Raw genomic sequence first — 26,246 nt, 5'->3', positions numbered from 1 at the left:
CTTATGAAAAGGTATAGATTATTCGTATCTTTGCAAAGCCGTAATTTATAAAAACAGAAAACGAATATGAAATTTATATTACTTGTAGTAGGCAAGACAGTGGAAAAACACTACATCACTGCCATAAACGACTATGTGGAGAGAACCAAACACTATACTTCGTTCGACATGGAAGTTATCCCCGAACTGAAGAACACCAAGAGCCTTAGCATGGAGCAACAAAAGGAGAAAGAAGGTGAACTGATTCTGAAAGCCATACAGCCGGGCGACGTAGTGGTACTGCTGGATGAACACGGTAAAGAATTCCGCTCAATTGAGTTTGCCGACTGGGTTGAGAAGAAAATGCATACCGTGAACAAACGTCTGGTATTCATCATAGGTGGTCCCTATGGATTTGCTCCATCGGTATATGCAGCAGCTCAAGAAAAGATTTCTCTGTCGAAAATGACATTCTCTCATCAGATGATACGCCTCATATTCGTGGAACAGCTATACAGGGCTATGACTATCCTGAACAATGGTCCATATCATCACGAATAACATATATCAAATAAAAAGAATAAATCCGCTTCCCTGCATTTTTTCTCAGAGAAGCGGATTTATTCTTTAATGTCTAGATTTTATCTCAATCGGAGAATATCGCCCACCTTAGGCGCAGGAGCATCTTCATCCATCTTGTTCATCTTATAAAGATATTTCAGCTTTATACCGAACATCTGCGATATGGAATACATGGAATCGCCAGATTTTACTACATATACTATATGATCCTTAGTAGCCTTCTTTCGTTTCTCTTCCAGATAAACAACTTCACCACCACGGAATGTATAGTCCTTAGGCAATTCATTATATTTGCGGAGCTTGCGACTGCTGATATCAAATTCATCGGACAATGACTTAAATGTATCACCTCTGCGTGCAATAATATAAAGCATTTCGTTTGCCAGATAAGGTTGATGAGGATTAGTTACCTTCTCAGCCCATTCCAGTCCACCCTTACGATCGTATTGGTCAAGATCATAAAGTTCAATTATATTAATCAGTCTGTCGGCATACTTAGGATCTGTTGCATATCCTGCTTTCTTCAATCCGCGCGCCCATCCTTTGTAGTCTGTTATCTTCAATCTGAAAAGGAAAGCATATCTGGCTCCTGTTCGCAGGAATTTCGAATGGTCTTCATACGATTCCTTGGCATGCCTGTAAGCACGGAAACACTCGTTGCGACGGTCGTCATCATGACGCACCGTACGCCCGTCCCACGAACGGCCGCATTTTATACCGAAATGATTGTTGGACTTCCTGGCCAGAGTACTCCTTCCCGCCCCAGACTCAAGCAATCCCTGGGCCAGAGTGATACTTGCAGGAATATGATACTTCTTCATTTCATCAACGGCTATTCCCCTATACTTCCTTATATAGTCCTCGTAAGCCTGATTTCTCTTTTGTGCTGACGCCGTGACAGAAAGCCCGGCAATGAATATTAAAATTAGTGTAAGATATTTTCTCATATCGTTAATCTTGAAAAACAGGTACAAACTTACGGAAAAAATGTGATTTATATAGTGAATGAAGTAATGTTTTTCACTTCTGCAAATCAATTGGCACATAAAAGAGCACCAAAAAAATTTGTGTTATTATCTCATTATTGACCATTAAAACAAAAATTCCATTATGTGAAAACAAAAAATCACTGTTTTACGTGATGTTTGCACAATCGTAAAAGTAGTATTTTTGTAAAAACCAATAATATTATCATTTATGAAAAAATTAATTACAAGCATCTTTTATCTGCTTATGATTTGCATTGCGATAAGCAGTTGTGAGAATGGAGAAAACACTCCATCGAACATTACCGTAAGTAACCCGGAAGAACTTAACCAAGTTTTTAATTCCGGCGAAAGCAATGGAACCATACACTTTGAGGCACAAAACGACTGGAATGCATCTGTCTCTACAACAAGCCGTGCTGATGAAAGCTGGATTGACATCAATCCTAAGTCAGGAAAAGCAGGTAAAAATCAGGTAATCAACATTACGATGAGCAAAAATGCTACCGGCGAGGATCGTACTGCCACAATCACAATTACTTGTGGAGACACAACTATCACTATCACAGTAAGGCAAAGCAGCAGTACCGAAGGAGACGGAAATATCGATCAAGGCAAAGCTATGATAACACAAATAACAGCTTACGGAATAAAATATAACAGTAACGAGAAAGTAAAATTATACGAAACTTCCTTACAATACAAAGATGGAATATTAGTAAAGACTATATCAGAAGGTTCCTACGAAAACTATTCCACATACACATTCAAACAAGACTATTCGTACGACCCCGATACCAAGACACTTAAAATAGAATCAAACGAAAAGTCAGAACATCAAGGTAGCTCATCCAACAATACAAAAAGACTGGAAAATTGGAATATTCAAACAAACGAGCAAGGATATGTAGTCTCTGCATTAGGGGAAATATATATTAACGACAAACACACATCCGATGTCACAAACGAATATACATATGACAGCGAAGGTCATCTGGCAACCTACTATTTCTTCCAAAAGAATAACGACGGAAACAACGACGGACCATCAAACAGTACCTTCATATGGAATGATGGCAATCTTTCAGAAATGAAGGATGATGAGTCCGGAGAGTCATGGATGAAAGCAGAATATGGAGAAGAACTGAATAATGATATATTCGACCTCAATCAGCTTATGTGCGACGGCTCATATCCTGAACCTGATTACACAGCTATAATCACGAAAATGGGTAAACAATCAAAAAATCTGCAAACTAAATACTACTATTACTATGAGACAGAAATTTCAGATGGTGAAGGAAAAGCATCAAGAGCGACCGAATCCGGTTATGAGGCAATAGAAATATCATACGAGAAAGATGAAAACGGACGCATATCAGTCATCAAATACAAACATCCTGATAAAGTAAACAAGCCTAACTATTCTGAAACAATGCTCGTACTAAGTTACTCAGAATAACCATTATCATCAGATATAATTAGTCCCGACCTTATACGATTCGTTCATATTCGTATTCAGGCCGGGACTTTTCACTATTTTGAATGCCTCTTTTTTTTATAATATATTATGGAATATCTATCAGTTTATGTGTCTGAAGACTTAATCGCCACTGTGGATGTTCCTTTATGTAGGATATTACATCATTGGTATTTTGTCCTGAACATGGTTGCAGAAAGAAATGCCTTGCTGGCAGTTTCAGATATTCATACACATCCTGACCTACATATACCACTTTCACTTCATCAATACGTGATACTTTAAGTATGGCTCCCTCCTTAGGAGAACAGGTAACCCAGTCTATATCCTCCGGCAAAATACAAGTGCCATTAGTTTCTATCGCAACATATTTCCCTGCCGCATGTAAGGCAGCAGTCAGCTTGCCGTCAATCCAAAGTCCTGGTTCTCCACCAGTAAGAATCACCATCCGGCATGGATATTTGCATACTTCCGCTATAATTTCATCATCCGACATCATCCTGCCATCTTCATGATGCGTATCGCAAAAGCTGCACTTCAGATTGCATCCCGAGAAACGGACAAACACAGCAGGGGTTCCCGTATGAAACCCTTCACCCTGCAAGCTGTAGAAAATTTCGTTAATCTTTCTCATAGATAGCCGTATTACCTTCCGATTCTTTTACTTCTACCCTGAAACAATGTGGAACCTGATTGCAAACCCAGAAGGCAATATTTTCTGCCGTAGGATTAAAAGACAGTACGTCATTCAAGTTATTATGGTCCAGCTGCTTTTCCACAGCCTGCTTGATATGAGTAAAATCTACCACCATACCGTTTTCGTCAAGCTCTTTCGAGCGGCAATAAACGGTTATAATCCAGTTGTGACCATGAAGCTTCTCGCATTTGCTCTGGTAAGACAGCTGTAGCGAATGTGAGGCTGAAATTTCCATCCTTTTAATTACTGTGTACATAGTTGATACGTTAATTAGATTAATACAAATTTGCTCCTGCTTAATGTCACCTCGGCAGTTTTATCGTCGCAAAGATAAAAAATATCCAAAGAAATTTTATTATAACAGATTAGTACATTGGTAATTTTATATTATCACTTTACCTCGTACCTCACCTGATACCGCTTGTAGAATATCACAGCCAGTATGAAACCTACCATAGCAAACGGCACTCCTACAAGAGCCGCATATTGGAAACCGTTAGTCACCGCAAGGCCTCCTGCGTATGCTCCCACGGCATTACCAAAATTGAATGCTATCTGGATGCATGCACCTCCAAGCATCTCTCCTCCCGGAGCCACTCGTATTATCAACAATTGCTCCGGACTGGATACTGCAAACAGTCCGGCTGTACATAGAAACATAAGCGAAACTGAAAGCCAAGGATTAGGTGATAAAAAGAAGATAGCAAGCAATATCAAACATATACCACCTTGAGCAATCATCAGAACCCGCCCAGGTGTATAACGGTCGGACATTCGTCCGCTTATGAGATTTCCCACTACCATACCAAAGCCGGCAAGCACCATCAAAGCCGTCATACTGCTTTCCGAGAAACCGGAAACATTAGTCAGCAGCGGACTGATATAGCTGTACCAGCAGAACACACCGCCATTTCCCAGAGCTGTAGCACCTAGAATAAGCCACGGAGCCGGAGTACGGAGAAACCGGAACTGTCCCTTAAAACCTACATCCTGCAAGCCTTCTACCACCGGAACCCATCGCCATATATAATAGAAAACGATTATACCCCAAAGACCTACAAAAAGGAATGTGGAACGCCACGAGATAAGATGGCTCAATGATGTACCAAGCGGTACACCGAACAGATTGGCTACAGTCATTCCGGCTATCATTATGGAAACTGCCTCCGAGCTTTTGCCTTTATCTGCAAGCTTGGAAGCCACAATAGAAGCCACTCCGAAATAAGCTCCATGAGGCAAACCTGAGATGAAACGCCCAATCATCATAACCCAGTAATTAGGTGCCATAGATGCACAAAGATTTCCAACTATTATCAGCGAAACCAATGCCATAAGCAAATGCTTGAGTGACTTCTTCCGTGCAAGAACCAATACCGGTGCACCGAAGCACACACCAAGTGCATAGGCAGAAATAAGATGACCTGCCTCGGATATGCTTATTCCAAAATCGGAAGCCACATACGGCAATATACCCATCATGGCAAACTCCGCCATTCCTAATGCCAAAGTACCGAAAGCCAGTGCTATAAGACTCTTCTTCATAATTTTATTTCTATCTATTTATCAATGAATATTCTTATATTTTAAATTCTGCTGCAAAGTTACATCTTATGTTTTAAAACATAAGAACATTTTATAATTGTTTTTTGTACAATTATTCTTAAAGAAGAACACCATAGCCGATTTTTCAGTACCTTTGGAGATAAAGCAAAGAATAAAAGAATAATTTACTTGCAGAAAGGCTACAATTAAAATATCAATGAATATGGAACACGATATTGTAATATTAAATTTCTCGAATGTATATACAGAAGAGTCATTCTATAAAGATGAAAAAATAAAATGGATAAACTGCACAGATATATCCGGGGCAAACTGCTTTTGCGACAATGAAGCATCCGAAGAAATATGTAATCGGATAAAGGATCTGCCTCCGCAAGGAATTCATTTCATCGACTCAGGGAATTACCATTATATATCAAAGTTTTTTACAGACAAAATTCGGGAAGATTTCATACTCGTAGTGTTCGACCATCATCCTGACATGCAACCTTCCCTGTTCGATGAACTGCTGACATGCGGCTCGTGGGTTAAATCATCTATCGATACGAATAAACATCTGAAAAAAGTTATCCTGATAGGAACTTCAGACGAACTTCTGAAAAAGATAGACAGCAGATATACGGACAAACTGATAGAATTCAAGGAATCGCAACTGGAAGACCATGATGCATGGCAACGTTTCTACGAGATGCATTTTGATCTCCCTATATACATTTCAATAGACAAGGATGTGCTCAATCCAGAGGAAGATGTAACGAACTGGGATCAGGGAAAAGCAACAATGACAGAGCTTAAACGCCTGCTGTCAATACTGCTCAAGCATGGCAGAATTATCGGTATCGACATCTGTGGTGAATGTAAATATTCCATACTGGGAATGCACGATGAGAACATAAAGAAAGACAACGATATAAACCGACAATTGGCTGAGCTAAACCTGCAGGATTATAAATCCTGAGGTTTAGGTCTGTCAGCACCAGGAAGCGGTTTTCCCGGAGCTTTAGGCTTCATCTCAAGCCATTTCTCATATTGTTCATCGTCAAGAATCTTACGTATCTTTTTAAGCATCTTTTCTTCACGTTTCCTCATCTCTTCAGCCATTTTTTCTTTGATATGCTCAGGTGGCATCATCGGACCGCCTTCTCCAAAGCCTGGATGATTACCACTCATAGGAGGAAATCCACCGCCCACAGGAGGTTGTCCCATACCCATAGGAGGTCTTCCACCATTCATCGGTGGCCGTCCTCCACTGCGACTGAACATTTTCTCAACCTTCTCCTTTTCTTCCTTCAAATAAAGTTTGTAAATCTTTTTGTACTGTTTCTCTGAAAGGCTCAAAAGCCTGTCCATTTCATCAGTTCTTTTCTTTGCCTCTTTCTCCGGATTAGGAATTTCTTTCTTCTGCTCAGTTTTCTGCGGCTCATCATAAACAGAGGCTGCAGCAGAAATATTCCATGATGCAGACAGCATGATTGCAAATGCTATTGCCAAAATTTTCTTTTTTATCATAGTGAATATTTTTTGAATTTTATTCTATTCACAAAAATATGAAATCGCCTGGCAATAGTAAAACTTAATCCACCAACAGGGATTTTATGACTACCAAACGGAATAATATCCCCTCTCTCCCATCATTTCCAACACCTTCGTAAATCTTACAGGAAGTAAACTCTTTGCCTTAGAAACCATATACTCCGGGATATCCTTATAATAAGCCTCGGCAATACTGCCGGTGATACAGGCCAAAGTGTCACTGTCACCTCCTATTGATATTGCCCTGCGTATGGCACTCTCAAAATCATCACTTGCAAGAAAGGAGACGATAGCCTGAGGCACTGTACCCTGACAACTTGAATCCCAACCGTAATTTTGATGTAAACTATCCCATGACAAATCAAGATTGTAATTAAATTTCGCACTGATAATTTCTTTTATATCATCTTTTGAAGCTCCGTTCCTAGCCATAAAAATAGCGGCCGACACAACTTGCGCTCCTTTTATTCCTTCAGGATGATTATGGGTTATGGCAGCACCTGTTTCAGCCACTTTCAATGTAGTATCCATATCATCATACAGCCAGCCTATTGCTGAAGTTCGCATGGCAGAACCGTTTCCCCATGAATTGTACGGACAACGTCCGGATGCACGCTTACCGGTACGATAATCTATCAACCTTTCCGGATGAAAAAGCCATGTATGAAATCCAGCTCCATATCCCCCCATAGGACATGGAACGTCTTTTGCCACGTCAACTATTATTTTCTCCAACAGCCCGGTTTGAATTTCCTTGTCAGCATTTACATCATTCTGCATAGCCCATTCCGCAACTGCCATGGTCATCACCGTATCATCCGTAAAATTACTTCCAGGAGGAAACATTTCGAAATCATAATCTTTTGTATTGTCAAATTCATATACAGAACCTGCAATATCTCCTATCACTGCTCCTAACATTACATATTGATTTTTATTACCTAAAGTTGTCATTTTATTTCGTGCAAAACAAATTTTATAAATACGTTTTACATAAAAAAGTAGTTTTAATAAAGCATTTGACTGTTTAATTGCATATATTTGTCCGTTTTTACGAATATCGTACAAAAATTATAAATCATGGAATTAAAAGAATATCTAGACAATTTTGAAGACAAGCTACAGCAGGAAATCTTGAGGCTTTGTACCAACTATAAATTTCTTGACGGAACGCTGCTTGCCACAGACGACATAGACGATTATTGGCAGGTATTGGCCTCAGAGTATATAGCAGATGCAGTAGAACAAATCCAAGACTATCCTACAGTTTCGGTAGCTTGGGCTGCATATCTGGGAATGGCAGTAGCTTTCGGATGGGATATAGATTGGAATACTATCTCAAAAGCCAAATACAAGGATTATTACGGCGAACAAGGATTTGACGATATGGACGAACACCTTATAAGAGACATTATAGGTATTCCTCTGGAAAGCGAAGATGCCAAAAACATTGAGGAAATAATAAGAAGATGTGCACAAAAAGCAATTGACATTATAAGACGCGAACAGATAGAGCCACAGAGTCCTACGGCTTTTCATGTTTTCGCACGTGCCGTAAGGGTTATGTACAGGACTGGAGCAGCAATACAGCTCAAAAGAATGGGTTACAAGTTTGAAAAAGTTAATTTGGGAGATTGCTGAACATGGAAGAAAAAGAAATTTTCGGTTGGTTTGTATTCAACTCAGGACAATTATTGATAGTAAAAGATTCCGAAGGGAAATACCATATACCATACGGACAGGAAGCACCCGTAGCTGTACCGGTAGGCAGTACAGTACATACCATAGGAGAAATCTATGGACACACAGCAAAAGCATATGCCATATATTCGCCAGTTCCGGGCAACGAAGACAGCGAAATGATGATGAAAGATTTGAGAGCATCTTACGACGTACTTCCATTCGAAGAATATTACAGAGCAGGCAAAGCATCACAGATACTGAATTGGGACAAGAACAGCCGTTACTGCCCCATGTGTGGAGTTCCCACAGTACAGGTCTCTCCTATCGCCAAGCGTTGCCCTGAATGCCGTCAGGAATTCTATCCGCGCATATCACCAGCAGTGATAGTTCTCATAAAAAAAGAAGACAAAGTGCTTCTGGTACATGCAAAGAATTTCAGAGGACAATACAAAGGTCTGGTAGCAGGATTTCTTGAGGCAGGTGAGACACTGGAAGAGTGTATCCGACGTGAAGTAATGGAGGAAACAGAACTGAAAATTAAAAATCTGAGATACTTCGGGAGCCAGCCATGGCCCTATCCGAGCGGTATAATGATTGGGTTCATTGCCGACTATGAAAGCGGTACAATAAAGCTTCAGGACGAGGAGCTCAGCGCCGGAGAATTCTATTCGCGCGACAATATGCCGGAAATTCCGAAGAAACTCAGTATAGCCAGACAGATGATAGACGCGTGGCTGGAAGGAAAAGTTTGATGAACAATTGGGTATTATCAGTCTATAAAAACATTTTATTGTGCTTTTATAAAAACAATATCCCTACTTTTTATTAACTTTGCAAAGTTATTATTTTAACCAATAAACTTATATGCAGGAAAAGATTATTATTCTCGACTTCGGTTCACAGACTACACAGCTCATCGGTCGCCGTGTCCGCGAACTGAACATGTATTGCGAGATTGTTCCCTACAACAAGTTCCCACACAATGACCCGTCTGTTATTGGTGTAATCCTTTCAGGTAGTCCATTCTCTGTTTATGATGAAAAGGCCTTTAAGGTTGACCTTACTGACATCCGTGGCAAATATCCTATCTTGGGTATATGCTATGGCGCACAGTTCATGGCATACACCAATGGAGGTAAGGTAGAACCAGCCAACACACGCGAATACGGACGTGCACACCTGGCTAAGTTCGACCATCAGAATCCTCTTCTCAAAGGAATCCGCGAGAATTCACAAGTATGGATGAGTCATGGCGACACAATCACAGCAATACCTGAAAACTTCGAAATCATAGCTTCTACCGACAAGGTAGCAGTAGCAGCTTATCAGGCAAAGAACGAAAAGCTTTGGGGAGTACAGTTCCATCCTGAAGTATTCCACTCGGAAGACGGTACTCTGCTCTTGAAAAACTTCGTAGTTGACATCTGCGGCGGTAAGCAGGACTGGAGCGCAGCTTCATTCATCGAAACTACAGTAGCCGAACTCAAGGCACAGCTTGGCGATGACAAGGTGGTACTTGGTTTGAGCGGTGGTGTTGACTCATCAGTAGCAGCTGTTCTTCTTAACAAGGCTATCGGCAAGAACTTGACATGTATCTTCGTTGACCACGGTATGTTGCGTAAGAACGAATTCAAGAACGTACTTCACGACTATGAATGCCTCGGTCTTAACGTTATCGGCGTTGATGCAAGCGAAAAATTCTTCAGCGAACTGGCAGGTGTTACAGAACCAGAACGCAAACGTAAGATTATAGGTAAAGGCTTCATCGACGTATTCGACGAAGAAGCTCACAAGATACAGGACGTTAAATGGTTGGCTCAGGGTACTATCTATCCTGACTGCATCGAGTCTCTTTCTATCACAGGTACAGTAATCAAGAGTCACCACAACGTAGGTGGTCTGCCTGAAAAGATGAACTTGAAACTTTGCGAGCCATTGCGTCTGTTGTTCAAGGACGAAGTTCGCCGTGTTGGTAGAGAACTTGGAATGCCTGAACATCTTATTACTCGTCATCCTTTCCCTGGTCCAGGTTTGGCTGTACGTATCCTTGGCGACATCACTCGCGAGAAAGTACGTATCCTTCAGGATGCAGACGACATCTTCATTCAGGGATTGCGTGACTGGAAGACTAAGGATGCAGAAGGAAACGAAACATCATTGTACCATCAGGTATGGCAGGCAGGTGTTATCCTGTTGCCTGTACAGAGCGTAGGTGTAATGGGTGACGAACGTACTTACGAACGTGCCGTTGCATTGCGTGCCGTAACAAGTACGGATGCGATGACTGCCGACTGGGCTCATCTTCCATACGAGTTCATGGCAAAGGTTTCAAATGATATCATCAACAAAGTAAAAGGCGTAAACCGCGTTTGCTACGATATCTCTTCAAAACCACCTGCAACAATCGAATGGGAGTAATTTAAACCCTATTTATAGCCTTTCTAAAGGCATTTGGAGTAGCCTCAACTTGAAAAAAGTTGGGGCTATTTTGTTGATATACAGTTGAAAAGCATGCCACGAACCACCTGACACATATTTTTATACTTATGTTAATGTATTTAAATTGACACCAGTTTTTGACACCAGTCTTTAATATTGATATTTTTCCTGATGGAAATAATCCTGTAATTTAGTGGAAGAAAAAATTTTATCTCAGGATTTTGTTTTTTAATTTTCTTTTATTTACGTTTGCATTATAACAATAAAACACTATAAGCATGTTAACTATAGATAGTAACACAAAACTAAGAATTAACTTCAATTTGAAGCCAATAAAAAGTGGAAAATCACAGATTTAGTTATCTTGCACAATTAATAATGAACGTGCATACATATACACGGGTGAACTTATTAATAAAGAATACTGAATTAAAAAATAGACGTGAAATTGGAAAAACTTAGCCGTTTAGATAGAAATGCTGGAAGTTGTGAAAATACTTATAGATAATAAAATAACCTATTCATGCAGAAAAAACAATTTATTGGTAGAACACAATACATTGCCAAAGGTGATAAACTGGTAAGAAAAGTTGAAAGTATTAAGACAAAAGAACAGAAAAAAGAGGAATACAAAGAAATTATAACATTACTCAAAAAAGAATATTCAATCCGTAATACGGCATCATTATGTAATATAGATATTAGTACCGTACAAAAGAATAAAGAAAATTTAGCATTATGAATATAGAACATACCAGAAAAATCTATATAATAGATAATAAATACTATTTAATTGATATAGATAATCATTGCTTATATGACGTTAAATTTATAGAAGAAGAATGTTATGGTCTTAGACGATTTATTAGCTGTATTAATGGACAAAATATGTATGGATGTATAAATAATAATTTTGAGGAGGTAATAAAATGTCAATTTACATACATGTCAACATATAGTGATAAGGCTTACAGTGTCTCATTAAGAAACCCTTTAAAAGCTTACAATGATGATAGAAAATATTTTAATTTTCTAATTAATCATAGTGGAGTTCCTATAAATATTATAAACACCAAAGAAAACGGATTAAACAAACAAACAATAATAGAATTTGAAGAATATATAGCTATAACACATTTCAAAAATAATTTAGCAATTGGATTATCAAAAAATGGGAAATTGGGTGTTGTCAGTTCTAATGGAAATACTTTCCTTGAAGCTGTTTACGATGATATAAGATTAAATTTAAATGAATCTCATATTTATACACAAATTGAAAATGAATCAATAATTATTCTTTATCTGCCAAAGAAAAAATTATGGCTAAGATTGACCAAAGAATATAAATTTGAAGAATACAATATTTATGAAAAAGTTTTTATTCTTAAATATAAGGGCAAATATACAGCAATAGATTTTAATGGCATAAATATAATACCGCCTATATATCAAAAATTAGAATTTAAGGGAGATTTTATCATTGCAAAAAATGAAAGCAATAAAGTTGGAGTAGTATTAAGAAATAATTACCTAAATACAATAATACCTTTTGAATATACAAATATCATTCAGCTTAATAAAGAATATTTCTATATAATAAAAGATGAACATGTTGGATTGTATCATATGAGTGAAAAAATAATCCTAATACCTACAATATTACCAATAAAAATACAATTATTTCCACAATATATAGGTGATGGACTTATAGGATATAAACTTAACTCAGAAAAAGGATTTATAAATTTCAACGGAGAAAAACAATTTACATTTAATGGAAATTTCCAAACATGTTTCAAGAATGGTTTTGCATACATTATACAAAATAATAAATATATAAAAGTCGACAAATTAGGTAATAAATTAGAAGAAATAGAAATTATAATTGATAAAAGTGAAGATGAAGAAGATGATATATATTGGACAGAAGAAGACAGTTGGGATGCTATGACTGATGGGATGCATGGAAAATATCCTGGTGGAGATATAGATTATGAGAAATTCGGGCTCTAATACCTTTTCATCCAATAAGCATTTTGCAATATAGTTAAAACTCTTATAATAAACGTAGTATGTTTAACTATAAGAAGAATAAAATAATCGAAGGGAATAATTTAAACCCTATTTATAGCCTTTCTAAAGGCATTTGGAGTAACCTCAACTTGAAAAAAGTTGGGGCTATTTTGTTGATTTACAATTGAAAAGCACGCTACAAGCCATCAGGTATAGATTTTTACATTTGTGTTAATGTATTCAAATTGACACCAGTTTTTGACACCACTTATATATCATATGTTTCCTATCATTAATAATACAAGTTAAAATGAAAAGCTATAAGTGAATACGTCTATAATCTTCCATTGTCATTCCATTCTCCATAAAGAAGTCCTTTTCGGGTATTTTCTATGAATTTGTTCAGGCGACTTTCAAAAAGTTCGGGCTGATTCCTCTTGATTTGGATAGTATCAATCCTGATACGCTTATATAAATCAGGGAATTGGCAGAAGTTGTTCCACACTACAGGGTCGGATAGCAGCCTCTGTAATATATCCTTATCTATGGTAAAGCCATTAGGCGACATATCCGGTAAAACGGCTCTTCCGGCATCGGTCATCAGTCCTAACCGTTCCATTCTGCGGCATCTCTCTTTGTTGAGTTCGGACCAATTGCTTCGTGGCTTTCGTGGACAAAGCTTCTGGGCTGTTACATCATCTGCTATTTTCTTTGTAGTACTGTCTATCCAACCGAAGCATAGGGCTTCTTCTACAGCATCGATATACCAAAAAGTATTGTCATCTGTAGGTCTTCCACGTTTCACGACTACCCAGCATTCTTTCTCCGTTTTGTGGTTCTGTATTAGCCATTCACGCAGCTCGGTTCTTGATTTGACATCCAGTAAATTATGAATTTCCATTATTTGTTATTTCAATTTGCATTTTGCAATGTTGGCCTCCCAGTAAAATGGATTCGCAGATTGTTACCTAATTACCTACTTAGAATAATATTTTTATGTTGTATTTATACCTCTTTTGATATATATGGAGGATAATCATCTTTGGATAATCTTTTTTCCAATGTTCTCGGATTGACATCCCAAAGTGTAGGAAGATACTCATATACGACTTTCCCTTCATTAAGATAAATACGAACTTTAGAATCGAAAGCTACAGGCTTGTATTTGTCTTCTTCTATAGGATTATCCCTATACAGTAATTGATTTTCTCGCCAACTGAGTTCCTTACCATTAAAGATGACATCAAATATACCACATACAACTGCTTCCATCGTTTGGTTTTGAACTGTCGTAGAAACACAATGCATGTAACCTGTCAATTGATTTGTACTTTTCCGCACAGCCAGTTCATAGCAAAAAACACTTGTACCTGTGTAGTCTTTGGCTATAGTGGTTCTCACACCTTTTTTATCTAAATTATAAATCAGTTCATGGGTTATGGTTGTCATATTAAACTTAAAGCCGTTTGCAGTTCTTACCAAATTGGAAAATATCATTTGGTCGTTGTATATTCCTTCCAGTTTCCCATTTGCAAGTGTGTATACAACCGCATCGGTAACCAGTTCTTTGCCAATAAGGTTATTTTCTAAAAAGTGAAATATTTTGTCCTTCATATCCAAACAATTCATGGAAATAATGTTGATGTCCCTGTTTCTCAAAATGTATTTATTATAATCTCAAAAATACTGAAATTTCTTCAATGTTTATTATAAAAACAATAAAAGCAGGAATATTACCCTGCTTTTATTGTTTTTATTGATATATTATCAATCATCAATATCAATTACTCTGAACTGCTTGTCGAATTTGATTTCCCATCTGTTGGAAAGCTTGATTTCATATTCTCTTGAGTTTCTTTCAATCTGAAGGATCTTCTCATTTGGATAGTTTGTATTGACGTAATCAATGATTTCCTTTGGAACTATCTGTGATGGGACACCGTTCTTGATACATTTCACTTCAGTCCAATCGCCAGACTTATCAAATTCCAATTTGTCGCCCGAAGTGAAAATCACATCGAAACTCTTATAGAACAAATCTGTTTCCTGCTTTGCCATGGCAACTTTTGAATCTTTGAAATAATTAGAGATAAAAGTCTGGGCCTTTAACGGAAGCTGACCTATCTGGATAGGTTTATCTGTATCGGCTACAACAACCATTGACATTGTGAACAAACAAACGAATAAAAATATTACCTTTTTCATAACCTTAAAATTTTAATTGTTAGTACTGTGGTTAATTTTATATTGCAAAGATTATACACAATACTGAAAAGATTCTGGAAAAATCAGCTTTTTTCGACTTTTAGTGTATTTTTTTATTTTGAAATGCTGAAAATGTGCATTTTCTCATTGAAATCGTACGATATTTTGAGTCCGGCTGCCTTGCATATAGTATTTACCAATGCCAGGCCAAGTCCGGTGGAACCTTCCTTCTTGCTTCCCTGATAGAAACGTGTAAATATCTGCGATGAATCCAATGCCATATCACCACTGCTGGCCACACTAAATCCTCTTCCCGATACTTTCACCACAATATCTCCTCCATCTACATTATGCACAAACGCATTTTTCAGAAGATTCGTTACCATCATTACAGACAAAGATTCATTCATCTCTAACATGAAAGTTGATTCGGGAGAATATACGACATTTATGTTCTTATACCCGTAAATCTCACCGAAAGTTTCAATATACTGCTCCAGAAGGGAATTGACGCATATTTCCTTTACATCTGCATACTGTCCGTTCTCTATCTTGCACAGCAGCAACAATGATTTGTTCATACGCGTAATATTTTCCAAAGTCTGGTGAGTCTTCGCAATCTCTTCCATCTGCTTTTCCGTCAGATTATCATCCTCCATAAGCATTTCCAGCCTGTTCAGGCATATCGCCAATGGTGTCTGCATCTCGTGTGACGCATTCCCGATAAAAACTTTTTGCTGTTCATAGAGTTTCTCGTTTCTCTCTACAGACATTGTCACCGCACGATACAGCTTCTTGAATTCGGTAATATCGGACTTATTCCTCAGCGGAGCACAGTCATTACCTATCTTATATTTGTTGAACCATGACAATAGTACATACAGAGGTTTCATATTACGCCTGAATATCCATACATTCAGAAGCAGAAGCGTCAGAAATATACCTATATAAAGTGCAATTATCCACCCCAAGATAGCCTTCTGAAGGTCTAGCTTGTCTATCGTAGGCGTATATACTACTAGTTCCTTATAACCATCATCAGTCTTGAATATCGTTACCAATATCCTCGCAGGCTCATACTCCAGCTTTTCGTCAATATACACCATTTCGTCTCTGTACGTAATCCATGGATAAGTATTAGCATACTCCTCGCTGATGTCGTACATATAATACTGATTGTTTGAGCCATTATTCAGTGAAGGCATTTTCTCGCCATTAAGTACCCTAATGATAAGGTTCTCCGTATAATCGTCTAACGAATCGTCCACCTCATCATTCACTTCATCTACTATGGCCCAGTAGAAGAAAACAGCCCACGCTGCCATTATAATCGCCGATGCTATTGAAATATGCAGCATCACATTGTGAAACAGTTTCATTCCAATACGAATTTATATCCTATACCATAAACAGCTTTCAGCTCGGGAGTGGAACCGGCATTCTTAAGCCTTTTCCTAAGATTCTTTATCTGAGCATAAATAAAGTCGAAATTATCCACCTGGTCAATATGATCTCCCCAAACGGATTCAGCCAAAGTGCTTTTATTCACCAGTCTGTTAGGCCGGAGCATGAAATATACCAGGATGTCGTATTCCTTGCGATTAAGTTCTATAGGCTTACCTCCTACCTGGACTTCAAACTTTTCAGGCTGGATTTCAATATTGCCGAAGACAATTTTCTTTTCCCCTTCTCTCATGTTTCTCCTTAGCAGACTCTTGATGCGTGCATGAAGCTCTGCCAGATGAAAAGGCTTGGGAAGATAATCGTCGGCACCCAAGTCAAGCCCCTTCACCTTATCCTCTATAGAGTCCTTGGCCGAAAGTATTATCACATTGGCTTTCTTACCCATTTCCTGAAGTTCAGTCAGAAGATCAAGACCGTTTCCATCAGGAAGCATTATGTCAAGCAGGATACAGTCGTAATCATAATCACCCGCCTTCATTAATGCCGTCCGGTAATCGGGAGCTTGCGACACCACATATCTCTCCTTTTCAAGCGACTTGGTTATTATTTCCATCAAGTCTTTATCGTCTTCTACTACAAGTATCTTCATATACAGTCTGATTAATATCGTATTTCTACAAAAATAAGGGTAAAAACACAAAATATAAAAAAATCGGTCTGAAAATCTTATAAAAGACCTCCAGACCGACATGATTGGCGATATTAATTAATATAATGTATTAATTATTCATTGAACCAACGTACGTAGCACAAATCCTGACGATGTGCCAGATCAGGATTCTTTGGATACATACGGTATGAAACCTTGAAGCTTCCTGCGTTTGACAGACTGTGAGTAAGCTTGAATGTGTACAAGTCACCTTCTACTTTCACAACTTCCATAGGAGTTACAGAATAGATGTATTCCTTGCCTTCTGCATTCTTGTAAGTTACTACGAGTTCGATACCTACCGCATCCTTCAATCCCTTTTCGTCAACAACGCAAGTGATAGTATAGTCCTTACCGCTCTCTACATTGCCTTCGCGAAGTTCTTCTTCCTTGTTCAAGGAAACAACCTGAATTGAATCCCACTTAGATACAACATCTTCTTTCCATGCAGCGATTTCCTTAGCCTTGGCATAATCGTTTGCAGCAAGCATCTTGTAACGGTTAGCTTCTTTAGTATAGAACTTAGAATAATAATCATCAAGCTGACGTTTCATTGTATAGTGAGGAGCAACCTGTGCAATAGAGTTCTTGATTGTCCTAACCCATCCTTCAGAGTATCCTTTCTTGTTGCGAGCATAGTACAATGGAAGGATTTCAGTTTCAAGAATACTGTATATAGTGGCAGCATCCAACTGATCCTGATGTTCCTGATTCTGATAAGTACGTTTTTCCGTCAACGCCCATCCTGCACCTTCACGGTAACCCTCAAGCCACCATCCATCGAGTACAGAGAAGTTTACGACACCATTCATCAAAGCTTTTTCACCAGACGTACCGGATGCTTCAAGAGGACGCGTAGGAGTATTCATCCAAATATCGACACCTGAAACAAGACGGCGCGCAAGTTTCATATCATAGTTTTCGAGGAAGATAATCTTTCCAAGGAACTCAGGACGGTTAGAGATTTCCACGATTTTCTTAATCAATCCCTGACCTGCACCATCATGCGGATGGGCTTTTCCTGCGAACAAGAACTGTACCGGATAGTTAGGATTGTTTACAATCTTAGCCAGACGGTCAAGGTCTGTAAACAACAAGTGGGCACGTTTGTAAGTGGCGAAACGACGGGCAAAACCAATCAACAACGCATTAGGATTAATTTTATCCATCAATGAAACTACACGTGAAGGATCACGCTGGTTCTTCAACCATGTATCGCGGAACTGATTACGTATATAATCTATAAGTTTATTCTTCAATGCCACACGAGTATTCCAGATTTCCTCATCAGGAACATTGTATATCGTTTCCCAAATCTTAGGATTAGACTGGTCATTCAAGAAGTTTGCATCGAAATATTTATTGTAAAGTTTCTGCCATTCAGAAGCGCACCATGTCGGGAAGTGTACACCGTTTGTGACATATCCCACATGATTTTCTTCGGGGAAATATCCTTTCCATATACCGGAGAACATTTCTTGGGATACTTTTCCGTGCAACCAGCTGACGCCGTTTACTTCCTGACATGTGTTACATGCAAATGTGGACATGCAGAAGCGTTCGTTATTGTCACCCGGATTGATACGACCGAGGTCCATTAAATCCTGCCATGTAATACCCATGCGCTGAGGATATCCTCCCATATACTTGCCGAACAAACCTTCATCGAAATAGTCATGGCCTGCAGGAACCGGAGTATGTACTGTATATAATGAAGAAGCACGTACCACTTCAAGTGCCTGTTCGAATGTCATACCACTTTCTACGAAATCGCACAGACGCTGTACGTTGCACAAAGCGGCATGCCCTTCGTTGCAATGGTAAATATCTTTCTTTATGCCAAGTTTCTTCAATAGCAATACACCACCTATACCAAGAAGTATTTCCTGTTTCAAACGGTTTTCCCAGTCACCACCATAAAGCTGATGAGTAATAGGACGGTCAAACTCGCTGTTCATTTCATTGTCCGTATCAAGCAAATACAATGGCACACGGCCGACATTCACTCTCCACACATACGCGTGTACATAATAGTCAAGATAAGGAACATCAACAACCAATGGCTTGCCATCTTCACCGATTACACGATCCAAAGGAAGGCTACCGAAGTTCTGTGCTTCATAATTTGCTATCTGCTGTCCATCCATTGACAAGCTCTGCGTAAAATAACCATAACGGTACAAGAAACCTACGGCACACATATCAACATTGCTGTCAGATGCTTCTTTCAGATAGTCACCGGCCAAGATACCAAGACCGCCAGAATATATTTTCAATACATGTGTCATACCGTACTCCATACAGAAGTAAGCCACTGAAGGACGTTCCTTGTTAGGAGCAACACTCATATAGTCGGTAAATTTCTTATATACTTTATTTATATTATCCAAAGCCTTCTTGTCTGTAGAAATAGCTTCGAGTTTTTCATAACTTAAACGTTCCAAAAAGGCAACAGGGTTCTGTCCTACTACACTCCATAATTCAGGATCAAGAGACTTAAACATATCTGTTGCTTCATAATTCCATGACCACCAAATGTTGCGGGCCATTTCCTGTAACATTTTCAAAGAATCAGGAATACGAGATTTTACTGTAACCTCTTTCCATACAGGAGCATTAGCATAATTTGTTTTAATTTTCATATCTCTCAAATACTTAATATTATTAATTCTATTTATTTCTCTCTAATCTGGCAGAAGCATTTCGCAAAGCTACATCATATGCTTCATAATAATATTTAATAAAATGCTTCCATAACGCTTTTTCAGCTATAGCGGCAGCATTCTTGCGTATCTTGTCTATCTGTTTCTGATCCAAAGACGAGAATTCGCTAATAGTATCTTTTATGGCATCGGCCACTTCAGAATAATTATAATCAGTACGGTGTATCACCTTCACTCCGTCGGCTAATTCTCCATTGTGCCCCACTACCGAATTAACCCACAATCCGAAACCAGCAAGGTCGGAAGTAATGGTAGGTACTTTGAATGCCACACTCTCCAGAGGAGTATAGCCCCATGGTTCGTAATATGAAGGATATACGCTAAGGTCATTACCCAAAATCAGATCATAATACGTCATGTTCAGTATGCCGTCTTTTCCGTCAAGATAACATGGTACGAAAATAACCTTAACCTTAGAATCTGCCGAATTCGACATATTAAGGTATTTGAGCATATCCAACACCTGGTCGTGACTCATATTATGCAACCAATGTGTAACGAATGGAACTTCAAGCGGAGTATTGAAATTTTCCTTGCTTTTTAATCTGTCGATAAGATCCTGTCTGGCATCGCCAACCCATCCAGGAACATTTATAAAGGCCAGGACTTCCTTTTTAAGATTCTTGTCTCTTGTCAGACGATTTAGAGTTTCAAGGAAAACATTGATTCCTTTATTCTTGAATTCATATCTTCCGCTGGTACCTATTATAAGAGTATCATCACCCAGTGAAGTACCAAGCAGTTTGTTTGCAAGGTTCAGCATTACCTGTCTTGCTTTTTTTCGTTTAGCGGTGAAAGAGCGTCCCTGAGGCACAAAATCATCCTCAAAACCATTCATAAGAACAACGTCAGCAGGTTTTTCAAGCAGTTCTTTACATTCATTATTAGTTATTTCGCTTACAGTAGTGAAGCAATCCACATGATGTGCAGTCTGCTTTTCAATAGAGTGTTTCGACTCTATATTAAGTTCTCTGGCCATTTGATCACCATTATAAGCAAACAGATAGTCATACAAAGGTTTATTGTTTCCGGCTATAGAACGTCCTATGGAAGTGGCATGAGTGGTAAAAATTGTGGCTATTTCCGGAACATGCTTCTGAACGTACAATGCTCCCAAACCTGTCATCCATTCATGGGCCTGATATACCACTTTCTTGCTATCATCAAGAAAGAATCTGTAATAACTTTCGACCACCTTACCTGCGGCATACGAAAACATTGAAGCCTCGTCATAATCGCCATAAGCATGCAGGGAGTCAACCTGATAATCAAACCATGCCTGGGTATAGATTTCATTCTTTTGCTCAAAGAAAGGAGCAAAATCGACTAGAATAGCGATAGGATTTCCAGGAATATTCCATCGTCCAATTCTCAAACTTAATTTATCAAAGCTCAAAGCATGTTCACGCCAGTCTTTGAGTAGTTTTTCATCCTCAACAAACAAAGGATTTTCTTTTCCCAACCATACATCCGGTCCTATGAAAAAAATCTTATCCCCAAATGCTTCCTGTAATGTCTTGGCTCTTGTAGATAAGACGGTGTAAATGCCTCCAACTTTATTACACACTTCCCAACTAGACTCAAAAATACAATCAGGAGTTAAAAGCTGTTTCATCATCATATAAGTTTAACTTAATTTGATGCAAAGATAGAGAAAACAAACAGAAAATCAAAAAATCCAAACATTTTTTGCAAAGAAAGCTGTCTGAATACTGAATAAAACATAATAAGTTACATATGTAATACATATTTATATTATACTCATAATCAAAAATAAACTCCTTTTCTTTAATACGAATATCACATATCATCATATTTCATGCTACATCAACTCATAATGTCATAGATTTAACAGAAAAAGCGACACAAGCGCCCTAAGAATAGCCTAAAATAGAGGTGTAATGTTAAATTATCCATATTAATACTTATCAAAATACACAGTTAAAACAAACGCTCAGTTAAACAACCGCAACATTTTAACATTAGATATTGTCATAAGCTACAGAAAAACATGAGGACATTTCAATATAAACGCCTTGAAATATTATCTGAAACGCCGAAACGTTTTATTATTTTTCCCAAGAGCTATATACAGTCGGCGGAAATTTGATAAATTCAATTCTATTTCAAGAAAAGCCAGCATCATTTTCAGATTATCATAAAGACATGTATTAGCGATTATAAAAGAACAGATCATATAAGTACAAATAACAAAGCAGTACAAATCGCAAGATAATCGCCATTAAAGCTGACTTTTCAACTCACATCAAAGGCATTACAGTACGATTTTTCAAGCTGCCTCTTACCTTGGTACGTTAAATTTCAATTCTCAAAAAACAAATTTATCATTTTGTCAAAATGATAAATTGTATAATTATAAAAAAATCAGGCATGGTATGTATTAATTTACCATGCCTGAAAAATTTCATCAGGAACTAGCGTTCCAACAAATTCCCATTATGCCTCAACCTGTTTCTTTGAAGACAGTTTCTCAAGGAAATACACCAAGAAGAATCCTACAATCATAAGAACCACAGCCTCTACTACGAACTGATTAGGAGCTATATTCTCCTCTATCAATGGTTTAGCCACTCCATGACTGTCAGTATAAAACTCCACTACCCTTTTCCATGGCCATACTTTATTAAGCGAACCGAGCATAAAGCCTGTAAGAACTGAAAGGGTTACATTTCTGAAGTTTTTCAATGCATACGATAAAACTCTGGAGAAAGATGTTATACCGATGAATGCGCCTATACCGAAAATTGCCAATATAACGATATCCAATGTCTTCACTGCCTCCATTATGTAGAAATACTTACCAAGGAGAACCAGGATAAAGCTTCCGGATATTCCCGGCAAAATCATGGCACATATGGCAATTGCCCCACAAAGGAATATGAAAAGATAATTGGTTGGTGTCTCGGCAGGAGTTGCAACAGTGATGTAGTAAGCTATACCAGCACCTATCACAAAAGAAAGAATGGTTTTCCAGTTCCATTCCTTTATGTCCTTTGAAACAAACCATGTGGAAGCAAGTACCAGACCAAAGAAAAACGACCATACCAATATAGGATGATCAGTGAGCAGCCATGTGATAAGCTTTGCCAATGAGAAAATACTTATTCCGACACCCAATATTATAGAAATAAGGAAATTTCCGTTTATTCCTTTCCAGAATTCAGAAATCTTTCCCGTGAAAAGAAGTTTCAGATTTTTTACGTTAATACTCTTGATAGAATTTATCAGCTCGTCATAAAATCCAACTATAAATGCTATAGTACCACCTGACACTCCAGGCACGACATCGGCAGCACCCATTCCCATCCCCTTCAAGACAAGTGTTGCGTAATCCTTTAATTTGCGTTCCATAAATAAATTATTAATGATTTTATTTCCGGCGCAAAGTTATAAAAAATAGGAATAATAAAAAAAGACAAATATGATTAGATAACCACAATCACAGACGAAATAATATAAAATAAAAAGTTTTTTTCATTTTGATGAACAATTTCCATCCTGCAACCGTTATTTAGTTATAACATATAAAAAACAAGATTATGTCAAAAACAGCATTCAAAGGAACAACCGTTAATTTAGCGGGAGAATTTATAAAGACCGGCATCACAGCACCGGATTTCACAATGGTAAAAGGTGATTTAAGCCAATTCAAACTATCAGAAACAAAGGGTAAGTTTGTAATTCTAAATATTTTCCCAAGCCTTGACACTGGTGTCTGCGCCACTTCTGTAAGAAAATTCAACCAAATGGCAGCCAACATGGACAACACCGTAGTACTGGCAATATCAAAAGATTTGCCTTTCGCACAAGGACGTTTCTGCACTACAGAAGGTATAGCAAATGTTATTCCACTTTCCGACTTCAGAAATCCTTCTGATTTTGACACTGAATACGGAGTGCTGATTGCAGACGGTCCGCTGAAAGGCCTGCTGACACGTTCTGTAGTGGTAATTAACCCTGAAGGCAAAATTGTTTACACAGAACTTGTACCTGAAATAACACAGGAGCCAAACTACGAAGCAGCTTTGGCAGCAATAAAATAAGAAACAACACAATAACCAATCACTCATAACCACAAAAAAGACCGGGCTTTTTGATTATTTCATCAAGTCCGGTCAAATTTTATATTATTGCTCTGGTCAATCTTCCGAAAATTCTTTTATTCGTTGCTCTTCGCTTAGTCGGCAAACAAGAAGTGTATCATTTTTCTCTGCCACGATATATCCGTCAAGTCCCTGTATCACGACTTTCTTCTCCTGTGTGGCATGTACTACACAATTACGTGATTCATACATCTTTATGTTTTCGCCTATACAAACGTTGCCGTAAGCATCCTTTGCTGAATTCTCATGCAGCGAGCCCCATGTTCCAAGATCGCTCCATCCGAACGATGCCGGGAAAACATATATTTCGTCAGCCTTTTCCATTACAGCATAGTCGATGGATATGTTCTCACACATAGGGAAAAGTTCATTAATCATTTCCTGTTCTTTATCAGTAAAATAATAAGGAAGCATCTTTTCGAATATTTTACCCAGTGCAGGCTGATAAACACGCATGGCGTTTACTATAGTGTTTACATTCCAGACAAAGATACCGGCATTCCAGAAGAAATTCTTCTTCTGTATATATCTGTTGGCTGTCTCCAGGTCCGGTTTTTCCTTGAATGCATCTACTCTGTATATTTCCTTATTAGACGGGCAAGCCATAGTCAGATCGGCCTCGATATAGCCATATCCGGTTTCCGGACGTGTAGCTTTCATACCAAGAGTAACTATAGCATCTGATGATAATGTAAATTTCATTGCAGAAGTTATCACCCTTCTGAATTCGTTTACATCCATTACTATATGGTCACTAGGTGTAACTACAATATTCGCCTTCGGATTTTTTGACTTTATTTTCCAGCTTACATATGCAATACAAGGAGCTGTATTACGACGGCAAGGCTCAAGAAGAATCTGTGATGAAGGAATTTCAGGCAATTGCTCCTTTACGATAGATTCATAATTGGCAGACGTAACCACCCAGACGTTTTCGGGCGGACATATTCCCTTAAACCTGTCCATTGTGAGCTGTATCAAAGTACGTCCACAACCCAATACATCAATGAACTGTTTAGGCAATTCCTTATTACTCATAGGCCAAAAACGGCTTCCTATTCCACCTGCCATTATGACAATATGATTGTTTCCATTCAAATCCATAAAATACATATTTTTATAATTACCGCAAAAATAGCTGTTTTTTATTAAAATACAACACTCATATTGGAAAATCATTACTGATTTTTTATCAGATAAATATTTATTAATGAAAACCTGTTTCTTTGACTGAATGAAATAATTCTTAACTTTGTCTCCTGTAACAACTAAATTATGACAATGAAAAAATATCATACAGTACTCACGATTGCCGGTTCCGACTGCAGTGGCGGTGCCGGCATACAAGCCGACATAAAAACAATATCAGCATTGGGGTGTTATGCCGCAAGTGCCATTACCGCCGTAACAGTGCAAAACACATGTGGAGTGACAGGAATACACCCTATACCGGCCGATTTTGTAAAATCACAGATAGACGCCGTAATGACCGACATCAAGCCCGAAGCCATAAAAATTGGAATGATTAATGATGTGGAAATTGTTAAGGCCATAGCATTATCAATAAAAGAACACAAACCAAAATTCGTGGTATTCGATCCGGTAATGGTGTCAACAAGTGGCTGCAAGCTTATTGAAGACGAGGCCATAGAGGCTATAAAAAACGAACTCATACCGTTGTCAACAATCATTACTCCAAACCTGAGTGAGGCTATTGTACTGACAGGAAATAAAATAGAGAATACCGATGATATGGTGGAAGCCGGTAAGAAGATTATCAATTACGGATGCCACTCAGTATTAATAAAAGGAGGACATCTGAACGGAAACGACATGTGCGACGTTTTATGCATAAAAGACGACAATACCCCATACATGTTCACTTCCAAAAAGATTGACAGCCACAACACACATGGCACCGGATGCACACTATCTTCTGCCATAGCTACAAACCTGGCATTGGGAAACACATTGCAGGAAGCTGTAGAAAAAGCCAAAGAATATGTATATCAAGGCATATTGAACGGAAAAGACATACAAATAGGTAAAGGGCACGGCCCATTAAACCACCTTCATAAGCCGGTTCCTATGCACATTTTCGTTGAAAATGAGTAGTTATATAAAAA

The 26,246-nt window shown here is 38.2% G+C and carries 24 protein-coding genes and 1 pseudogene; 10 read left to right on the top strand and 15 right to left on the bottom strand.

Annotated elements, in window-relative coordinates:
• The first annotated feature begins 66 nt into the window (after positions 1 to 66).
• Entirely contained in the window at positions 67 to 540 is a 474-nt protein-coding gene (rlmH, locus tag OCV82_RS00500) for a 23S rRNA (pseudouridine(1915)-N(3))-methyltransferase RlmH (RefSeq protein WP_154042590.1), read from the top strand.
• A gap of 80 nt (positions 541 to 620) precedes the next feature.
• Here rlmH and OCV82_RS00495 read toward each other — a convergent pair whose 3' ends face one another.
• Complete coding sequence (locus OCV82_RS00495) at positions 621 to 1,508, bottom strand: glucosaminidase domain-containing protein (RefSeq protein WP_154042589.1); 888 nt, start codon at positions 1,506 to 1,508, stop codon at positions 621 to 623.
• Between the two features lie 250 nt (positions 1,509 to 1,758).
• Between OCV82_RS00495 and OCV82_RS00490 the strand changes: the two genes are divergently transcribed.
• On the top strand, positions 1,759 to 3,009 hold the full coding sequence (locus OCV82_RS00490; protein ID WP_154042588.1) for a BACON domain-containing protein: 1,251 nt from the start codon (positions 1,759 to 1,761) through the stop codon (positions 3,007 to 3,009).
• 106 nt (positions 3,010 to 3,115) lie between these two features.
• On the opposite strand, the gene OCV82_RS00485 is transcribed toward OCV82_RS00490, so the two are convergent.
• From OCV82_RS00485 to araJ, 3 genes are all read right to left on the bottom strand, one after another.
• Positions 3,116 to 3,661 (bottom strand): 7-carboxy-7-deazaguanine synthase QueE, encoded by a 546-nt coding sequence (locus tag OCV82_RS00485; RefSeq protein WP_154042587.1) that lies wholly within the window; start codon positions 3,659 to 3,661, stop codon positions 3,116 to 3,118.
• On the bottom strand, positions 3,648 to 3,980 hold the full coding sequence (locus OCV82_RS00480; protein ID WP_154042586.1) for a 6-pyruvoyl trahydropterin synthase family protein: 333 nt from the start codon (positions 3,978 to 3,980) through the stop codon (positions 3,648 to 3,650). The genes OCV82_RS00485 and OCV82_RS00480 overlap by 14 nt, the downstream gene beginning before the upstream one ends.
• A 134-nt stretch (positions 3,981 to 4,114) precedes the next feature.
• Positions 4,115 to 5,266: an MFS transporter AraJ gene (gene araJ, locus OCV82_RS00475; RefSeq protein WP_154042585.1), complete on the bottom strand. Its 1,152-nt coding sequence runs from the start codon at positions 5,264 to 5,266 to the stop codon at positions 4,115 to 4,117.
• A 223-nt stretch (positions 5,267 to 5,489) separates the two neighbouring features.
• Between araJ and OCV82_RS00470 the strand changes: the two genes are divergently transcribed.
• Positions 5,490 to 6,245: an arginase family protein gene (locus OCV82_RS00470; protein ID WP_262542710.1), complete on the top strand. Its 756-nt coding sequence runs from the start codon at positions 5,490 to 5,492 to the stop codon at positions 6,243 to 6,245.
• Here OCV82_RS00470 and OCV82_RS00465 read toward each other — a convergent pair.
• Both OCV82_RS00465 and OCV82_RS00460 read right to left on the bottom strand, forming a co-directional pair.
• Positions 6,233 to 6,796 (bottom strand): DUF4890 domain-containing protein, encoded by a 564-nt coding sequence (locus OCV82_RS00465; protein WP_154042583.1) that lies wholly within the window; start codon positions 6,794 to 6,796, stop codon positions 6,233 to 6,235. The two genes, OCV82_RS00470 and OCV82_RS00465, sit on opposite strands and share 13 nt — an antisense overlap.
• Before the next feature lie 90 nt (positions 6,797 to 6,886).
• Positions 6,887 to 7,741, bottom strand: a complete 855-nt coding sequence (locus OCV82_RS00460; RefSeq protein WP_154042582.1) for an ADP-ribosylglycohydrolase family protein — start codon at positions 7,739 to 7,741, stop codon at positions 6,887 to 6,889.
• A 159-nt stretch (positions 7,742 to 7,900) separates the two neighbouring features.
• On the opposite strand from OCV82_RS00460, the gene OCV82_RS00455 reads away from it, so the two are divergent.
• The 5 genes and pseudogenes from OCV82_RS00455 to OCV82_RS00435 all read left to right on the top strand — a co-directional run bounded on the left by OCV82_RS00455 (position 7,901) and on the right by OCV82_RS00435 (position 12,955).
• Positions 7,901 to 8,461 carry a hypothetical protein gene (locus OCV82_RS00455; RefSeq protein ID WP_154042581.1) on the top strand — a complete coding sequence of 187 codons (561 nt, stop codon included), beginning with the start codon at positions 7,901 to 7,903 and terminating at the stop codon, positions 8,459 to 8,461.
• 2 nt (positions 8,462 to 8,463) lie between these two features.
• Positions 8,464 to 9,255, top strand: coding sequence for an NAD(+) diphosphatase (gene nudC, locus OCV82_RS00450; RefSeq protein ID WP_154042580.1), 792 nt, complete (start codon positions 8,464 to 8,466; stop codon positions 9,253 to 9,255).
• Positions 9,256 to 9,367: 112 nt separating this feature from the next.
• Complete coding sequence (gene guaA, locus OCV82_RS00445) at positions 9,368 to 10,921, top strand: glutamine-hydrolyzing GMP synthase (protein ID WP_154042579.1); 1,554 nt, start codon at positions 9,368 to 9,370, stop codon at positions 10,919 to 10,921.
• A 565-nt stretch (positions 10,922 to 11,486) separates the two neighbouring features.
• Positions 11,487 to 11,684: pseudogene (locus OCV82_RS00440) on the top strand (recombinase family protein); the annotation flags it as partial.
• Positions 11,681 to 12,955 carry a WG repeat-containing protein gene (locus OCV82_RS00435; protein WP_154042577.1) on the top strand — a complete coding sequence of 425 codons (1,275 nt, stop codon included), beginning with the start codon at positions 11,681 to 11,683 and terminating at the stop codon, positions 12,953 to 12,955. The pseudogene OCV82_RS00440 and the gene OCV82_RS00435, both read left to right, overlap by 4 nt.
• A gap of 334 nt (positions 12,956 to 13,289) precedes the next feature.
• Here the strand turns inward: OCV82_RS00435 and OCV82_RS00430 are convergent, their stop codons facing one another.
• The 8 genes from OCV82_RS00430 to OCV82_RS00395 form a co-directional block, all read right to left on the bottom strand.
• Complete coding sequence (locus tag OCV82_RS00430) at positions 13,290 to 13,856, bottom strand: YdeI/OmpD-associated family protein (RefSeq protein ID WP_154042576.1); 567 nt, start codon at positions 13,854 to 13,856, stop codon at positions 13,290 to 13,292.
• A 104-nt stretch (positions 13,857 to 13,960) separates the two neighbouring features.
• Positions 13,961 to 14,569 (bottom strand): hypothetical protein, encoded by a 609-nt coding sequence (locus OCV82_RS00425; protein WP_154042575.1) that lies wholly within the window; start codon positions 14,567 to 14,569, stop codon positions 13,961 to 13,963.
• A gap of 153 nt (positions 14,570 to 14,722) precedes the next feature.
• Positions 14,723 to 15,160: a PepSY-like domain-containing protein gene (locus OCV82_RS00420; protein WP_154042574.1), complete on the bottom strand. Its 438-nt coding sequence runs from the start codon at positions 15,158 to 15,160 to the stop codon at positions 14,723 to 14,725.
• Between the two features lie 113 nt (positions 15,161 to 15,273).
• Complete coding sequence (locus tag OCV82_RS00415; RefSeq protein WP_154042573.1) at positions 15,274 to 16,539, bottom strand: sensor histidine kinase; 1,266 nt, start codon at positions 16,537 to 16,539, stop codon at positions 15,274 to 15,276.
• Complete coding sequence (locus OCV82_RS00410) at positions 16,536 to 17,213, bottom strand: response regulator transcription factor (protein WP_154042572.1); 678 nt, start codon at positions 17,211 to 17,213, stop codon at positions 16,536 to 16,538. Before OCV82_RS00410 ends, OCV82_RS00415 begins: the two co-directional genes overlap by 4 nt.
• A gap of 134 nt (positions 17,214 to 17,347) precedes the next feature.
• Positions 17,348 to 19,915, bottom strand: a complete 2,568-nt coding sequence (gene glgP, locus OCV82_RS00405; RefSeq protein ID WP_154042571.1) for an alpha-glucan family phosphorylase — start codon at positions 19,913 to 19,915, stop codon at positions 17,348 to 17,350.
• A 28-nt stretch (positions 19,916 to 19,943) separates the two neighbouring features.
• The gene (locus OCV82_RS00400) at positions 19,944 to 21,614 is read right to left on the bottom strand and encodes a glycogen/starch synthase (protein ID WP_154043055.1); all 1,671 of its coding nucleotides are present in this window, start codon (positions 21,612 to 21,614) and stop codon (positions 19,944 to 19,946) included.
• Positions 21,615 to 22,453: 839 nt separating this feature from the next.
• A complete protein-coding gene (locus tag OCV82_RS00395) occupies positions 22,454 to 23,368 on the bottom strand; it encodes a DUF368 domain-containing protein (RefSeq protein WP_154042570.1) in 915 nt (304 codons plus the stop codon).
• Between the two features lie 188 nt (positions 23,369 to 23,556).
• On the opposite strand from OCV82_RS00395, the gene tpx reads away from it, so the two are divergent.
• Positions 23,557 to 24,060, top strand: coding sequence for a thiol peroxidase (gene tpx / locus OCV82_RS00390; RefSeq protein WP_154042569.1), 504 nt, complete (start codon positions 23,557 to 23,559; stop codon positions 24,058 to 24,060).
• Positions 24,061 to 24,156: 96 nt separating this feature from the next.
• Here tpx and OCV82_RS00385 read toward each other — a convergent pair whose 3' ends face one another.
• A complete protein-coding gene (locus tag OCV82_RS00385; protein ID WP_154042568.1) occupies positions 24,157 to 25,224 on the bottom strand; it encodes a mannose-1-phosphate guanylyltransferase in 1,068 nt (355 codons plus the stop codon).
• 177 nt (positions 25,225 to 25,401) lie between these two features.
• Between OCV82_RS00385 and thiD the strand changes: the two genes are divergently transcribed.
• Positions 25,402 to 26,235, top strand: a complete 834-nt coding sequence (gene thiD, locus OCV82_RS00380) for a bifunctional hydroxymethylpyrimidine kinase/phosphomethylpyrimidine kinase (RefSeq protein WP_154043054.1) — start codon at positions 25,402 to 25,404, stop codon at positions 26,233 to 26,235.
• Positions 26,236 to 26,246 lie beyond the last annotated feature (11 nt).

The organism is Bacteroides cellulolyticus, assembly GCF_025567135.1.
In the GTDB taxonomy this organism is placed as follows: Bacteria; Bacteroidota; Bacteroidia; order Bacteroidales; family Bacteroidaceae; genus Phocaeicola; species Phocaeicola cellulolyticus.
This window is presented reverse-complemented; position numbering and strand designations above follow the sequence as displayed.